Origin of the sequence: Nocardia ninae NBRC 108245 (genome assembly GCF_007990755.1) — a bacterium.
GTDB classification, from domain to species: Bacteria; Actinomycetota; Actinomycetes; order Mycobacteriales; family Mycobacteriaceae; genus Nocardia; species Nocardia ninae.
On the sequence record NZ_BJXA01000135.1, the window covers coordinates 1 to 14618 of the forward strand.

Genomic DNA, 14618 nt, shown 5'->3' on the forward strand with positions numbered 1-14618 from the left:
AAACCGCGCTTGCCGCAGGCACTGTCGAGCCCGCGACCGAACATGCGGCGGCGGCGCTCGAGCTCGCCGAGCGCGCGCCGTCGGCGCGGCATCTGGTCAAATCCCGATTGCTGGTCGCCGCGGCGGCCGCGGTGGCGGGCGACCACGACCGGTCACGCGAGCTCGCCGACGAGGTTGCCGAACAGTGCCGCGAACACGGTCTGCTGCCGCTGCGCTGGGCGAGCGCCATGCTGCGTGCGGGGCTGGCCGTGCCGGGCGCCGCCGCGGAGGCCGAGGACTGTGCCGCGACCATCGTTCGACGTGGCGGCCGGTTCCGGCCGAGCACTGCGGGGTAGCGGGCCGTAGGGCGTTAAGCCCGACTACATCAGGTTGCGCGGTGCCCATGGTTCCAACGGTGACCGTGTTGCCTTGTTCCGGGCGCTGTATCGCTATTGTTAGTTCCGTTCCGCCGCTTCGGTGGAAGCACTGGTCATCACGACCGTGCCACTTGTAACGCCGGGAATCTCTCTGACGATGACGAACATGGGCGAAGAGTTGGACCTCGCCGTCGCTGCGGCTGCGCAGGGCGACAGATCCGCTTTAGCTCAGGTACTGGAGATGATCCGCCCGCTCGTGGTGCGTTATTGCCGCGCGCGGATCGGAGCCGCGGAGCGTGGGCAGCTCTCCGCGGATGATGTTGCGCAGGAGGTCTGTCTGGCCGTGATGACAGCCTTGCCCAGGTATCAAGACCAGGGCAGGCCCTTCATGGCCTTCGTTTACGGAATCGCTTCGCACAAGGTCGCCGACGCCCATCGCAATGCCGCCCGTAACAAGGCGGAGGCAATGGCCGAAGTACCAGATGTCATATCCACCGACCATGGTCCGGAACAACGAGCTCTCGAATCGGAGACGAGCAGGCAGATGAACCGTCTGCTCGCGACACTCCCCGAAAAACATCGAGAGATCTTGATCCTGCGATTGGTCATGGGTTTGTCAGCCGAAGAAACCGCAGTCGCCGTGGGCAGTACGGCGGGGGCGATACGAGTGGCCCAGCACAGGGCACTCGCGAAACTGAAGTCTCAAGTGGCGAGGGCAGGTGAAATGTATGGCTAGGGATGGCGAGCGCGGTCGGGGTGACTGGAAAGCGCGGCTTGGATCGCGAAACAGCGGTCCCTACGCCGACGCGTCCGGAGACACCGGCCCGGTCGATATCGCTGCGGTACGCCGCGACGATGCGTTGATCGACGCCATCGCAAGCGATGGCCCGGTACGGACCGACAGCGCGGAGGAATATCAACTCGCGGCCATGCTCGCGGATTGGCGGGCCGAGATCATCGCACCGCCGATGACCGCAGCGCCGGATCTGGATGCGATCGTTGCCGCGGTGAACCAGGAGATCGGCGCCCGTCAGGTGCGCGTCGGCGCACAGGGCGGCGGTGGCCGGCTGCGGCTGGTTCGCCCGCTGCTCGGCGCCGCGGCGGCACTCGCCCTGGTCTTCGGCGGCATGACGGCGTTCTCCTACAACTCCGAGCCCGGCGATCCGCTGTGGAAGGTCAAGGAGGTCGTCTTCAATCAGGCGGCCCAGAGCACCGTGGCGCAGCGGGCAGGCACCGATCTGGACGAAGCGGCGAAGCTGATCAATCAGAACCCGGTTCAGGCCAAGGAACGCTTGGAGCAGGCGCGGGTGAACGCCGATCAGGTCGACAGCCCCCAAAAGCACGACGAGTTGATGCTGGAGTGGAAGCGACTCGTCAGCCAACTGCGTGCCATGGGGTACAACGATCTGGCCGATCAGCTGGATCAGGGCACCTCGACGAAGCCGTCCGACCCGGCGACCAGCACCAGCGCCAAGCCGAAGCCGGTCCCGCCGGTCGACACCACGGTGCCGCCGGTGCAGCAGACGAAGCCCGCCGATCCGAGCGACCAGCCGACCGACCCCACCGATCCACCGACCCCGACCAACGACAAGCCGACTCTGCCGCCGACGGTGACCACACCGCCGCCGTCGGCGGAGCCGACCGTCACCCAGCCGCCCCCGACTACCGTGGCCGAACCGACGGCGGTTCAGCCGACCTCGGACAACGGCGGCGCCCCGACTCGGGTACCGACGCAAGGCAATCCGGGCACCACGTTCGTCGTACCCACCGGGTCCGGCGGTGCGGGGACCACCAGTTAGCGGACGGCACCAGCAACCACCAAGAAACTTTTCAACAGGACGCGAACCGATTGCCAACGGGCAGTCGGTTTTCTGTTTGTCCGGGTGTCACGCCCCCGTGACGGTGCGGTGAAAATCACAGCGTTGTATGCCGCGGTGCGCGAGCCCCGAAGGGGGACGCGTCATCGGTTCGGTGGCTCGAACCTCAGTTGTCGAATCCGTCGAATCCGTCGCCGTGGAAGGCCTCGTTCATCGAGGCATCCGCGTATCCCCGGCAGTAATCCCAGGTGACATACGCTTCCGGCGTCGGATCGTAGGCGGGCTCGTGCGGGCGCACGGTGCCGTCGACCAACAGTTGAAGTAGGTTGGCGCGCAACATGTCCCAGTCGTGGTAGTGATCCTGCCGACAATCTTCGCAGCTGACCACGAGTCCGCGGATACCGCGGTGCGCTAGTAGCGCCTCGTAGACAGCGAGGTCGGCGAGATCTTCCTCGACCGCAAGGCGCTCGTGGGGATCCAGCGGCTCACCGGGCTCGATGGCGTCGAGCGCGGCGGACGGGTCGGAGGGGTCTCCGGCGAACGGATCCGGCGGCAAGCCAGGTGGTAGATGGTCACGCACATCCCCACGGTACGCAGAACAGGGTGGTCTGCGCCAGCTATGTAGGCCGCAAGTTTCGCCGGTGGGCTCACTTCGTCGATGAGTTTGCGGGACAGATACCATGGTGTCAGGCCCCGGCGAGCACCCGACACGATTCCCGGAGCCACCAGTCCATCCCATCAACTGCGCGCGGCGCCGGTGACCCCGGCGTCGGTCGCTGTCGACGTCCAGGAGGGGTCGATCCGAATGAGTAATCCCGTATCGGGCGAACGCACCGCTGTCCGCCCATCTACGGGTGGTGACGATCCGAACAAGATCGCCATGCTCGGCCTCACATTCGACGATGTGCTGTTGCTGCCCGCCGCCTCGGATCTCATCCCCAGCTCTGTGGAGACCTCCAGCCAGCTGACCAGGGACATCCGGCTGCGGACCCCGCTGGTCAGCTCGGCCATGGACACGGTGACCGAGGCGCGGATGGCCATCTCGATGGCCAGGGCGGGCGGCATGGGTGTGCTGCACCGCAACCTGGCCGCCGCCGATCAGGCCGCCCAGGTGGAGACCGTGAAGCGGTCCGAGGCGGGCATGGTGACCGACCCGGTGACCTGCCGCCCGAACGACACCCTCGCCGAGGTCGACGCCATGTGCGCCCGCTTCCGCATCTCCGGTCTGCCGGTGGTGGACGAGGTCGGCAGCCTTGTGGGCATCATCACCAACCGCGACATGCGCTTCGAGGTCGACCAGAACCGCAGGGTCGAAGAGGTGATGACCAAGGCGCCGCTGATCACCGCGCAGGAAGGCGTGACCGCGGAGGCCGCGCTCGGCCTGCTGCGCAGGCACAAGATCGAGAAGCTGCCGATCGTCGACGGCAACGGCAAGCTGCGCGGGCTCATCACCGTCAAGGACTTCGTCAAGACCGATCAGTACCCGAACGCCACCAAGGACCGCGACGGCCGCCTGCTGGTCGGCGCCGCGGTCGGTGTCGGCGACGACGCCTGGTCGCGCGCCATGACGCTGTCCGACGCGGGCGTCGACGTGCTCATCGTCGATACCGCGCACGGCCACCAGGCGCAGGTGCTGCAGATGGTCACCAAGGTCAAGGCCGAGGTCGGCGACCGGATCCAGATCGTCGGCGGCAACGTGGCCACCCGGGCCGGCGCGGCCGCGCTGGTCGAGGCGGGCGCGGACGCGGTGAAGGTGGGCGTCGGTCCCGGCTCCATCTGCACCACCCGCGTGGTCGCCGGTGTCGGCGCGCCGCAGATCACCGCCATCCTCGAGGCCGTCGCCGCGTGCAAGCCGGCCGGTGTTCCGGTCATCGCCGACGGCGGCATCCAGTTCTCCGGCGACATCGCCAAGGCGATCGCCGCCGGCGCGTCCACCGTGATGCTCGGCTCGCTGCTCGCAGGCACCGCCGAGTCGCCCGGTGAGCTGATCCTGGTCGGCGGCAAGCAGTTCAAGAGCTACCGCGGCATGGGTTCGCTCGGCGCGATGCAGGGCCGCGGCCAGGCCAAGTCCTTCTCCAAGGACCGCTACTTCCAGGACGACGTGCTGGCCGAGGACAAGCTGGTGCCCGAGGGCATCGAGGGCCGGGTGCCGTTCCGCGGCCCGGTCAACCAGGTCATCCACCAGCTCGTCGGCGGCCTGCGCGCGGCCATGGGCTACACCGGCTCCCAGTCCATCGCGCACCTGCAGGAAGCCCAATTCGTGCAGATCACCGCGGCGGGCCTCAAAGAGAGCCACCCGCACGACATCACGATGACCGTCGAGGCCCCTAACTACACTGGTCGCGGCTAGCCGCATGATGGTCCTGCACGAGACCGTGAGGTCCGTGCAGGACCAGACCTGTTCGGGATCAGGCCGATGGCACACGAAGCTGTAGGCCCATGCCCGGACCAGCCCGCCGACACCCGGCGCCGACCGCGCACGCGACGAGCTGCTGAACGTCGACGGCTAGCCTGAGCCGCAGCCTCCCGTCACGAGCACGGCCACCACAGCGCGAGTCTTACGAGCGCCGTTCGTGGCCCGTCTCGCGTCCGAGTGGACGAAGCGCATGCGCCGCAGGCGCGAGTCTCGTCCACTCGGACGCGAGACACCCGGGGGCCACGAACACGCCGCGCCCGCGCGGCCGATAGATAGGAGACAGACGTGCGCGACATGGTCGAGATCGGCATGGGCCGGACCGCCCGGCGTACCTACGAGTTGGACGATGTCGACATCGTTCCTTCGCGCCGGACCCGCTCGTCGAAGCAGGTGTCGCTGTCGTGGCAGCTCGACGCCTACCGTTTCGAGATCCCGTTCCTGACGCATCCCACCGACGCGCTGGTGTCGCCGGAGTTCGCTATCGAGCTCGGGCGGCTCGGCGGACTCGGCGTGATCAACGGCGAGGGGCTGTGGGCCAGGCACGCGGATGTCGCCGCGAAGATCGATCAGCTGCTGGAGCTCGTCGGTAAGGGCGGCTACGAGCGTGCCGTCTCGCTGTTGCAGGAGCTGCATGCCGCGCCGATGCAGCCGGAGTTGCTCGCTGCCGCGGTCGCGCAGGTGAAGGCGGCCGGTGTGACGGTTGCGGTCCGGGTGAGCCCGCAGAACGCCCGTGCGCTCACGCCCGCGCTGGTGCAGGCCGGGGTCGACCTGCTCGTGGTGCACGGCACCATCATCTCCGCCGAGCATGTCGGTGACGGAGAACCGTTGAACCTCAAGACCTTCATCGCAGAGCTGGATGTGCCCGTGGTCGCGGGCGGGGTCAGCGATCATCGGACCGCGCTGCACCTGATGCGCACCGGCGCGGCGGGTGTCATCGTCGGCTACGGTTCGTTCCCCGGCGCGACGACCACCCGCGAGGTGCTCGGTATCGGCGTGCCGATGGCCACCGCGATCGCCGATGCCGCGGCCGCGCGCCGCGATTACCTCGACGAGACCGGCGGGCGCTACGTGCACGTCATCGCCGACGGTGACGTGGAGACCTCGGGGCAGCTCGCCAAGGCGATCGCCTGTGGTGCGGATGCCGCGATGCTGGGGGTGCCGCTGGCGCTGGCCGCCGAGGCGCCCGGGCGCGGCTGGTACTGGCCGTCCGCCGCTGCGCACCCCTCGGTGCCGCGTGGTTCGCTGCTCGGCGTCGAGTGGGAGCTGGAGGAGGGCACCGGCGACGCGGTGCGCCCCAGCCTGGAGCAGGTGCTGTTCGGCCCCTCGGACGATCCGTTCGGTTCGCTGAATCTGGTTGGCGGGCTCCGTCGTTCGATGGCGAAGGCGGGCTACTCCGACCTCAAGGAGTTCCAGAAGGTCGGGCTCAGCGTCCGCGCGTGAGCCTTACCGTGCGTGCGAGGGCGTGATCCGCTCGCGCAGGAACTGCCGCATGGCGACGTTCACCGGCTCGGGGTGCGTCATGGTGACCGCGAGCCGGGCGCCCGCGATCTCGACGTAGCTGGCGCCGGTGAGCCCCTCGGTCAGCTGTTTGGCCCGGTCGGGCGGGATGCCGCTGTCGGTGGCGTGAATCACCAAGGCGGGGCAGGTGATTTCGGACAACCGGTCCAGCACCGAGTCCCGGCTGAGCAGGCAGCCTGCCGCGACCTCGATGCCGCGGCAGTCGCGCAGCATCCAGCGGGTGGTCCAGATGGTCCGGTACCACTTGTCGTCGCCGATCAGCCAGGACGCCAACTGATTTGCCGCCTGCTGACGTGAGCCGTCGTCGTACCACTGCTCGAGGAACTGCTGGGTGGCGTCGGACTGTTCGGGTGTCGGACCGTTGGCCTCGGTGCTGATCAGGATCAGCGCCGACACCCGTTCCGGCGCGATGAGCGCGGTGCGCAGCGCGGTGAAGCCGCCCTGTGCGGTACCGCCGACCACGGCGCGTTCGGCGCCGAGGTGGTCGAGCACGGTCAGCGCGTCGCGCGCGGCGGTCCAATAGGTGAACGGCAGGCCCTCGTCCCTGGTGCGGCCGTGGCCGCGCGCATCCCACGAGACGATCCGGAATTCCGGTGCCAGCGCGGCCATCTGAGCCGCGAACATCGTCCGGTCCATGAAGAATTCGTGTGCTAGCAGCACCACCGGGCCGCTCCCGCCGCTGTCCTCGTAGTGGATGTCGGCGTCGATCGCGCGGGCGAATGGCACGAGCACGAGGATAGCCAGCGGTGCGGGGGCGGGTGGGGCGATTTGCTGGCTCGCCTTTTTGCTTGCTGGAGCTGGGCTCGGCGCAGGTGCTGTGCCGATGGCTCGGGCCCAAAGTGTGCTCACTAAACTGTGGCCGTGGCAGATACTCAGAGACCGGTCCTCGTCGTCGACTTCGGCGCGCAATACGCACAGCTGATCGCCCGGCGGGTCCGCGAATCGAGTGTGTTCTCCGAGGTGATTCCGCACACCACCACCGTCGAGGAGATCGCCGAGAAGCAGCCGCTCGCCGTGATCCTGTCCGGCGGCCCGTCCAGCGTGTATGCCGAGGGCGCACCGCAATTGGACGCGCGGCTGTTCGATCTCGACGTGCCGGTCTTCGGCATCTGCTACGGCTTCCAGGCGATGGCGCAGGCATTGGGCGGCACGGTCGCGCACACCGGCACCCGCGAGTACGGCCGCACCGAGATCAGTGTCGACGGTGGCGTGCTGCACGGCGGACTGCCCACCCTGCAGCCGGTCTGGATGAGCCACGGCGACGCGGTCACCGACGCGCCCGAGGGTTTCGAGGTCACCGGCACCACCGCGGGCGCACCGGTTGCCGCGTTCGAGAACCGGGCCCGCCGCCTGGCCGGCGTGCAGTACCACCCCGAGGTCCTGCACTCGCCGCACGGACAGCAGGTGCTCAGCCGCTTCCTGCACGAGATCGCGGGCATCCGCGCCACCTGGACCCCGGCCAATATCGCCGATTCGCTGATCACCGCGGTCCGCGAGCAGGTCGGCGACGGGCACGCGATCTGCGGGCTGTCCGGCGGTGTCGACTCCGCGGTGGCCGCCGCGCTGGTGCAGCGGGCCATCGGTGATCGGCTGACCTGTGTGTTCGTCGACCACGGCCTGCTGCGGGCGGGCGAGCGTGAGCAGGTCCAGCAGGACTTCGTCGCCGCGACCGGCGCCAAGCTGGTGACCGTCGACGCGGTCGAGAAGTTTCTGGGTGAGCTGAAGGGCGTCACCGACCCCGAGGAGAAGCGCAAGGTCATCGGGCGCGAGTTCATCCGGTCGTTCGAGGACGCGGTCTCCGAGGTCGTCGTCGAGCAGGGCGGCGGCACCGTGCCGAAGGTCGAATTCCTGGTGCAGGGCACGCTGTACCCGGATGTCGTCGAGTCCGGCGGTGGCAGCGGCACCGCGAACATCAAGAGTCACCACAACGTCGGCGGCCTGCCGGACGACCTGGAATTCGAATTGGTCGAGCCGCTGCGCCTGCTGTTCAAGGACGAGGTGCGCGCGGTCGGCCGCGAGCTCGGGCTGCCCGAGGAGATCGTCGGCCGCCAGCCGTTCCCCGGGCCCGGTCTCGCCATCCGCATCGTCGGTGAGGTCACCGAGGACCGGCTCGTCACGCTGCGCCAGGCCGACGCCATCGCCCGCGAGGAGCTCACCGCGGCGGGGCTGGACCGGCAGATCTGGCAGTGCCCCGTGGTGCTGCTCGCGGACGTGCGCAGCGTCGGCGTGCAGGGCGACGGCCGCACCTACGGTCACCCGATCGTGCTGCGCCCGGTATCCAGCGAGGACGCGATGACCGCCGACTGGACCCGGCTGCCCTACGAGGTGCTGGAGCGGATCTCCACCCGGATCACCAACGAGGTGCCGGAGGTCAACCGGGTCGTTCTCGATGTGACCAGCAAGCCGCCGGGCACCATCGAATGGGAGTGAATCCCTACTAACGCAACAAGAATGGCCCGTCCGATGGACGGGCCATTCTTCGTTTCGCCTCGATCAGCCGCGCTTGCGCGGGGAGACCACCAGCACGATGCCGACGATGATGGCGGCGAGCACCACGATCCAGCCGACCGGGACCACGCTGGTGGTCGGCCACGACGACGGGCCGACGAAGGCCCAGGCGCTCACGCCGAGGGCGAGCAGGCCGACGATCAGCAGCGAGGCGGACGGGCCACGGCGGGACTCGGTGGATTCATTGGACTTGTCAGCCACGGTGCACCTCCGCGTTTCCGGCTCGGACATTGATATTCAGGTCGAGCACGGGCGCGCCCTCGGTGGTCGGGCCGGTCAGGCCGTTGACGCAGTTGACCTCACCCATGGTCTCGGTGCACTGGGTGTCGACCTTCATGTTGTTCGGCAGCCACACCTGGAAGTCGCCCATCCGGACCTCGACATCGACGGTGCGGCTCTCGGTCAGGTTCAGCCGGCGCAGATCCAGCGTGCCCGACCCCATGTTGACGGTGTAGTGCGACTCCAACTCGCTGACCGTGGTCGGTGTCCAGTCGTGTTGGCCCATCGCGCTGCGGTCGAAGTCGATCGGTCCGATCGCCGAGGCGAGCAGGACGAATCCGGCCAGCGGAGCGGTCAGCACCAGCAGGCCGTACCCGCGCCGCAGGAACGCGCCGAGAACCAGGCCGAGTCCGATCACCGCCAAGGCGGCCGCCGCGATCCGGCCGGGCGTCATCCACTCGACACCCGAGGCGGCCAGTGCGCCCGCGCCGGCGGCGGCGAGGATGGCCAGGCCGAGCACCACCGGGGTCAGCCGGGAGCGTGGACGCTTCGGCGGCGGCGCGACGATGGTGCGCACGGGGGTCGGCTCGGGCAGATCCCAGGCGAGCGGGGCGACGCCGAGCGGGTCCCAGGATGGCGGGGTCGTGCGGCCGAGGGTGGCCGGGGTCGGCGGCTTCAGCGCGGCGGATGTGCCGGAGGGCGAGCTCGGTGCCGCTTTGCTGAGTGACGGAGGGTCGGCCTGGGCGGAAGCCGTTGGGCCTGCGGCACTTCGCGGGTCGATGACCTCGGTTGTGTTGCCGCCCTTGTCGAGCTGGACTGTGTCCGATGTCGCGTGGTATCCGCTTGGTGCGTCGCCCTTTTCGGGCGGTGCCGCGGAATCGCTTGCCGCAGAGCCTTGATCGCTCGCGTCTCGCTTGCGCAGCAGGTCCGTACCGGCCTCGTGCACCTGGCCGGTGTCGCTCGCTCCGGAATCCCGGTGCGGCAGTACGGTTTCGGTGCCCGACGTTTCCGGTATATAGGTGTCCGGCAGTTTGGTGTAAGGCGTGTACACACTGGTCGGCGGTACATAGATGTCACTGGTGGGGCGCGGCGCACCCTGTGGGAAGACCGCACCGGGGTAGCCGGTCGCCATGATCCCGTTGTCCGCGAGGTACCCGCTGAACTCACTGGTGGTCCCCGGCGGTGGTTCCGGATTGCGCAGGTGCATCATCCACCAGCCTGCCAGCATCAACGCCATGCTGATCAGCCCCGACCCGCCGAGGCCGGCCCCGACCGGGCCCATCGTGCTCACCGCGATGGCGAGCGCGACGATCAACACGATCGTCTTGGTCTGCGACTGCGAGCTGCGCCCCTTGCCGACCAGCGACTCCGCCGCCGACGACTCGTCACCGGCGGCGCTGAACAGCAGCCAGGCCAGCAGATAGAGCACGACTCCGGAGCCGCCGAAGATCGCGGACACCACGAAGGCCACCCGCACCAGTACCGGATCGACGTTGTACCGCTGCGCGAACCCGGCCGCTACGCCGGCGATCGGTCCCTGTCGAGGCAACCGCACCGGGCGCGTACGCCAGATCTGCTGGAGCTGATCCCCGAAGCTCGTTTTCGTCATGGTTCCCATAGTGTGCCTGACCAGCGCATCCGCACATCGGGGATAACCCTGAAGAATTTACTGAACCTTTTGGACCCGGCCGGTCAGGTCGTCATCCGGGGCTCAGCAGAAGATCAGGGGGATTCCTGATGGCTAGCTGTCGGCGGGTCGTGCCACTATCGAATGCATGTACCCGTCTGCGCCCTCGTTCGACACCCGAGGGTTCGATACCGCGCGGGGGTTCGAGGCCCCGCGTGGTTTCGGGCCTGCGCCGGTGTTCGATCCCGGGCCGCCGCCGCACGCCCGGATGGTGCGGCGTTCGGGCGGTCGGATCATCGGCGGGGTGGCGGGCGGCATCGCCGACCACCTCGGCGTCGACGTGTTCAAGGTCCGGATGGCGTTCGTGCTGCTCGCCGCGGCCGGGGCAGGCATCGTCGCGTACGGGTTGCTGTGGATCTTCACGCCGGGCGGCTCCGATGTAGCGAAGGCGCCCGGTTCCGAGCGGCGGCAGGCGATCGGTCTCGCCATGCTCGGGGTCGGCCTCGCCATCGGGGTGTCGTGGATGTTCAGCGGTACCGCGGCGAGCGTGATCGCACCCATCATCGTGGTTGCCATCGGTGCGGCGCTGGTGTGGCGAGAGTACGACGCCGACGGCCCCCGGTCACTGCTCGGTCTACCCGCGCGCCCCTCGGTGGTGACGTGGGCGCGCATCGTGGCGGGCGGCACGCTGATCGTGGCCGGGCTCGGTGTGGTGGTGCTGGCCAGGATCGATCTGAGCTCGCTCGGGTCCGCGTTGATCGCGGTGGCCGTCACGCTGGTCGGCGCCGGACTGCTGACGGTTCCGCTGTGGTTGCGGATGATGCGGGCGCTGAACGCCGAGCGCTCGGCCCGCATCCGCAACGAAGAGCGCGAGGAGATCGCCTCGCACCTGCACGATTCGGTGCTGCAGACGCTGGCCCTGATCCAGCGCCAGGCCGGTGACCCGCAGGAGGTGGTGCGGCTGGCCCGCAGCCAGGAGCGGGAACTGCGCAAATGGTTGTTCGAGGATGCCGGCCCGGCGCAGTCGAGCCTGGCCGCCGCGCTGCGCACCATCGCGGGTGAGGTGGAGGATCAGCACGGCGTGAAGGTGACCCCGGTGACCGTCGGCGATGTGTCGATGGATATCGGCGAGACCGGCTCCGGCCTGCCCAAGGAGCATTTCACCGCGCTGCTCGGTGCCACCAGGGAGGCACTGGTCAACGCCGCCAAACACGCGGGCGTCCCGGAGATCGACCTGTTCGCCGAGACCGAACCGCACCAGGTGAGCATTTTCGTGCGCGACCGCGGCAGCGGTTTCGACACCGCTGCCGTGCCGCAGGACCGGCAGGGCCTGGCGAAATCCATCCGCGGCCGGATCGAACGCCGCGGCGGCCAGGTGGAGATCCTGTCCACTCCCGGGCGCGGCACCGAGGTGCGAATCATGATGCCGCGCACGGACTCCGGTGAGCCGGAGCAGCCGGCGGCGGAAGCGGCCGTCGACCCCGATCAGGTGCCGGTTCATCCCGGGCAGTGACCGTTGTTTGAAGTGAGTTCGGTCGACTCGCGGCCATATGTGGTACCGATGGGGTGTGGGCGGCCCGTGGGCGGCCCGCGCGCCAGGGTGGGTCGATCCACCGACAGTTGAGGAGAAGCAGGGTGGCCGTGCGGGTCTTTCTGGTCGATGATCACGCAGTGTTCCGGTCGGGTGTGCGAGCGGAGTTGAGCCGAGAGACCGACATGGAAGTGGTCGGTGAGGCCGGGGGAGTCGCCGAGGCGATCGCGGGGATCAAGGCGACCAATCCGGATGTCGTGTTGCTCGATGTGCACATGCCCGACGGTGGTGGCGTCGCGGTGCTCGCGGGCATCGAAGAGGGTCCGGTATGTCTGGCGCTCAGCGTCTCCGATGCCGCCGAGGACGTGATCGCGGTGATCCGCGCGGGCGCCAGAGGGTATGTGACCAAGACGATTTCGGGTGCCGAACTGGCCGACGGTATCCGCCGGGTGTCCGGCGGCGACGCGGTGTTCAGCCCGCGGCTGGCCGGGTTCGTGCTCGACTCGTTCACCGGCAAGTCACAGGTGCCCGAGCCACCGCTGGACCCGGAACTCGATTCGCTGACCCCGCGGGAACTGGAGGTGCTGCGGCTGCTCGCCCGCGGCTACACCTACCGCGAGATCGCCGAAAATCTGTTCATCTCGGTGAAAACCGTGGAAACCCACGCGTCCAATGTGCTGCGCAAAACCCAGCAGTCGAACCGGAATGCGTTGACCCGCTGGGCCCATCACCGGCGCATCGACTGATCCGCGCCGGGGTTACATCACCGCGATGATGACGGCGATGATGATGACCAGACCGATCAGCAGTCCGATGGCGATGGCCAGCGGTGCGTTGCTGGCCTGCGGTGGTTTGGTGCGCTGCGGTGCGGGAGCCGCCGCCGCGGCGCCCACCGGGGCGCGGTGTGGGCGCGGCAGCGGGGTCGAGTGCGGACTGCGCAGGCCGGACGCCGAATTCCGCGCCGCCCACGCCGGAATGGTGCCGTCCTCGGTGCGCACCGGCGCGCCGATGATGTAAGGCCCGGTACCGGGACCGAAAGCCGCGGTGAGGATTTCATCCCTGGCCTCGGCCATGGTCGGCCGCCGCTGCGGCGCGGGCTCGAGCATGTGCAGCAGCGCGTCGGTGAGCATGCCGCTGCGTGTCGGCGGGATGATCTGCGCCATGGCCGCGCGGTGCACCAGCACATCGCTGTCCTCGTCGAGACCGAACGGCGGCTGCCCCTCGATCGCGGTGTACAGCGTGGCGCCGAGGGAGAACACGTCGCTGGCCGTGGTCGGCTGCGCGCCGCGGGCCACCTCCGGCGGCAGGTAGGCGGGGGTGCCGACGATGACACCGTCGGGATCGTCGGAGTGCTCGCCCGCGCCGCGCGAGATGCCGAAGTCGCTGAGCTTGGCCATGCCGACGATCGGGCCACGGTCGGCGACAAGGATATTGCCGGGTTTGATGTCGCGGTGCGTGATGCCCGCCGCGTGCGCGGCGGCCAGTGCGTCGGCGACCTGCGCGCCGATCTGCGCCACCTCGATCGGGGGCAGCGTGTCCACCAGCGCGAGCGCCTTGGCCACGTTGCGCGAGGGTAAGTGCTCCATCACCAGCCAGGGCTCGCCCGCCTCGAGCACCACGTCGTACACGGCGATCGCGTGCTCGTGCGAGAGCTTGGCCGCGACCCGGCCCTCGTGCATGATCTGGCTGCGGATCTCGTTGGCCTCGGCTTCCGGCAGCCCGGCCGTCGAGAGGACCTGTTTGATGGCGACGTCCCGATCGAGCAGCCGGTCGTGCGCGAGCCACACCGCGCCCATGCCACCGCCACCCAGCTTCGACTGCAGCCGGTAGCGGCCGGCGACCAGGTAGTCGGGGCCGACAATGGGACGAGCGCGTTCGGTCACGGTGCGAGGGTAGCGGAAAACAAGGTGCCCTACGGAGTTTGCTGACACGAACCGCGCCCTGGTTTTTGCCGACCTCGAACGCCGGTGCCGCACTTGGTAGTCGCTCTGTCCGCCGCCTCGTGGGTCGTGGTCGGCGGCCGTCGTCACTGTGACATCCGCTCGCGGGCGGGGTCCTGACTCGCTGCCGCGATAACGACTGCGTACAGACCGAGCCGCGGTTTACAACGGCATCGTTTCGAAATCGTGGGTGCGGGGGTGGGCTCTTGACGGAACCCGGGGGTCGGTTTCTACTGAGCAGGTATCGAACGTATATTCGATACGGATCGATAGCTGAATCGGTGCTGACCCCTGTACCTGGGGGTTCGTTCCGTGGCGTCGCCTCGGGTCCATCGTGGGAAGTAGGTGGTAGAGATGGGTTCGGATGCGAAACCGCAGGAGGGGGCACAACCGCAGGCGGTAGCTCGGGAGAGCCCGCCCACGGTGGCTGAGCTGCGCAGAAGAATGGCGGCGATACCCGGTCGCGGCGAAGCGGCGGCCGAGCGGATACCGCTGGACGCCGAACTGCGCCGGGAGTCGCTCGCGGTGCCGCCCGCGCTCGCCGCGCTGTTGCCCGGCGGTGGCCTGACCAAGGGGTCGGTCGTGTCCTACACGGGCGCCCGGTCGCTGCTGGCCGGCCTGCTCGCCGCGGTGACCGAGGACGGTGGGCACGCCGCGGTGGTCGGGGTGCCCCGGCTCGGCCTGCT

13 protein-coding genes and 1 pseudogene are annotated in these 14618 nt (G+C 68.8%); 9 read left to right on the plus strand and 5 right to left on the minus strand.

Features of this window, described 5'->3' with window-relative positions; genetic code table 11:
• The 3 genes and pseudogenes from NN4_RS42995 to NN4_RS43005 all read left to right on the plus strand — a co-directional run.
• Positions 1-335 (plus strand): annotated as a pseudogene (locus tag NN4_RS42995) (hypothetical protein); the annotation flags it as partial.
• A 178-nt stretch (positions 336-513) separates the two neighbouring features.
• Entirely contained in the window at positions 514-1092 is a 579-nt protein-coding gene (locus NN4_RS43000; protein WP_107654257.1) for a sigma-70 family RNA polymerase sigma factor, read from the plus strand.
• The gene (locus tag NN4_RS43005) at positions 1085-2155 is read left to right on the plus strand and encodes an anti-sigma-D factor RsdA (protein WP_147143784.1); all 1071 of its coding nucleotides are present in this window, start codon (positions 1085-1087) and stop codon (positions 2153-2155) included. The genes NN4_RS43000 and NN4_RS43005 overlap by 8 nt, the downstream gene beginning before the upstream one ends.
• A gap of 184 nt (positions 2156-2339) precedes the next feature.
• On the opposite strand, the gene NN4_RS43010 is transcribed toward NN4_RS43005, so the two are convergent.
• Entirely contained in the window at positions 2340-2753 is a 414-nt protein-coding gene (locus NN4_RS43010) for a DUF5319 domain-containing protein (RefSeq protein WP_022567296.1), read from the minus strand.
• A 225-nt stretch (positions 2754-2978) separates the two neighbouring features.
• Here NN4_RS43010 and guaB point away from each other — a divergent pair, with 225 nt between their 5' ends.
• The gene (gene guaB / locus NN4_RS43015) at positions 2979-4523 is read left to right on the plus strand and encodes an IMP dehydrogenase (protein WP_135234891.1); all 1545 of its coding nucleotides are present in this window, start codon (positions 2979-2981) and stop codon (positions 4521-4523) included.
• Between the two features lie 351 nt (positions 4524-4874).
• Positions 4875-6029 carry a GuaB3 family IMP dehydrogenase-related protein gene (locus NN4_RS43020; protein WP_147143790.1) on the plus strand — a complete coding sequence of 385 codons (1155 nt, stop codon included), beginning with the start codon at positions 4875-4877 and terminating at the stop codon, positions 6027-6029.
• A gap of 3 nt (positions 6030-6032) precedes the next feature.
• On the opposite strand, the gene NN4_RS43025 is transcribed toward NN4_RS43020, so the two are convergent.
• Positions 6033-6833 carry an alpha/beta fold hydrolase gene (locus NN4_RS43025; protein WP_147143793.1) on the minus strand — a complete coding sequence of 267 codons (801 nt, stop codon included), beginning with the start codon at positions 6831-6833 and terminating at the stop codon, positions 6033-6035.
• 135 nt (positions 6834-6968) lie between these two features.
• Between NN4_RS43025 and guaA the strand changes: the two genes are divergently transcribed.
• Entirely contained in the window at positions 6969-8537 is a 1569-nt protein-coding gene (guaA, locus tag NN4_RS43030) for a glutamine-hydrolyzing GMP synthase (RefSeq protein WP_371865841.1), read from the plus strand.
• Positions 8538-8600: 63 nt separating this feature from the next.
• Here the strand turns inward: guaA and NN4_RS43035 are convergent, their stop codons facing one another.
• Together NN4_RS43035 and NN4_RS43040 are read right to left on the minus strand one after the other, a co-directional pair.
• A complete protein-coding gene (locus NN4_RS43035; protein ID WP_147143800.1) occupies positions 8601-8816 on the minus strand; it encodes a hypothetical protein in 216 nt (71 codons plus the stop codon).
• Positions 8809-10443: a PspC domain-containing protein gene (locus NN4_RS43040; RefSeq protein ID WP_308633357.1), complete on the minus strand. Its 1635-nt coding sequence runs from the start codon at positions 10441-10443 to the stop codon at positions 8809-8811. Before NN4_RS43040 ends, NN4_RS43035 begins: the two co-directional genes overlap by 8 nt.
• 166 nt (positions 10444-10609) lie before the next feature.
• Here NN4_RS43040 and NN4_RS43045 point away from each other — a divergent pair, with 166 nt between their 5' ends.
• Positions 10610-11974, plus strand: coding sequence for an ATP-binding protein (locus tag NN4_RS43045; protein ID WP_371865842.1), 1365 nt, complete (start codon positions 10610-10612; stop codon positions 11972-11974).
• A 128-nt stretch (positions 11975-12102) separates the two neighbouring features.
• On the plus strand, positions 12103-12738 hold the full coding sequence (locus NN4_RS43050) for a response regulator (RefSeq protein WP_147143812.1): 636 nt from the start codon (positions 12103-12105) through the stop codon (positions 12736-12738).
• A 12-nt stretch (positions 12739-12750) separates the two neighbouring features.
• On the opposite strand, the gene NN4_RS43055 is transcribed toward NN4_RS43050, so the two are convergent.
• Complete coding sequence (locus tag NN4_RS43055; RefSeq protein WP_147143805.1) at positions 12751-13875, minus strand: serine/threonine-protein kinase; 1125 nt, start codon at positions 13873-13875, stop codon at positions 12751-12753.
• A gap of 411 nt (positions 13876-14286) precedes the next feature.
• Here NN4_RS43055 and NN4_RS43060 point away from each other — a divergent pair.
• Positions 14287-14618, plus strand: a 332-nt coding sequence (locus NN4_RS43060; protein WP_503826353.1) for an ImuA'/RecA-like NTPase, incomplete at its 3' end; no start/stop codon positions are given.

Coding starts and splice junctions, on each gene's coding strand:
- NN4_RS43045 (WP_371865842.1), top strand. CDS start 10,610: ATGTACCCGTCTGCGCCCTCGTTCGACACCCGAGGGTTCGATACCGCG.
- NN4_RS43000 (WP_107654257.1), top strand. CDS start 514: ATGACGAACATGGGCGAAGAGTTGGACCTCGCCGTCGCTGCGGCTGCG.
- NN4_RS43005 (WP_147143784.1), top strand. CDS start 1,085: ATGGCTAGGGATGGCGAGCGCGGTCGGGGTGACTGGAAAGCGCGGCTT.
- NN4_RS43040 (WP_308633357.1), bottom strand. CDS start 10,443: ATGACGAAAACGAGCTTCGGGGATCAGCTCCAGCAGATCTGGCGTACG.
- guaB (WP_135234891.1), top strand. CDS start 2,979: ATGAGTAATCCCGTATCGGGCGAACGCACCGCTGTCCGCCCATCTACG.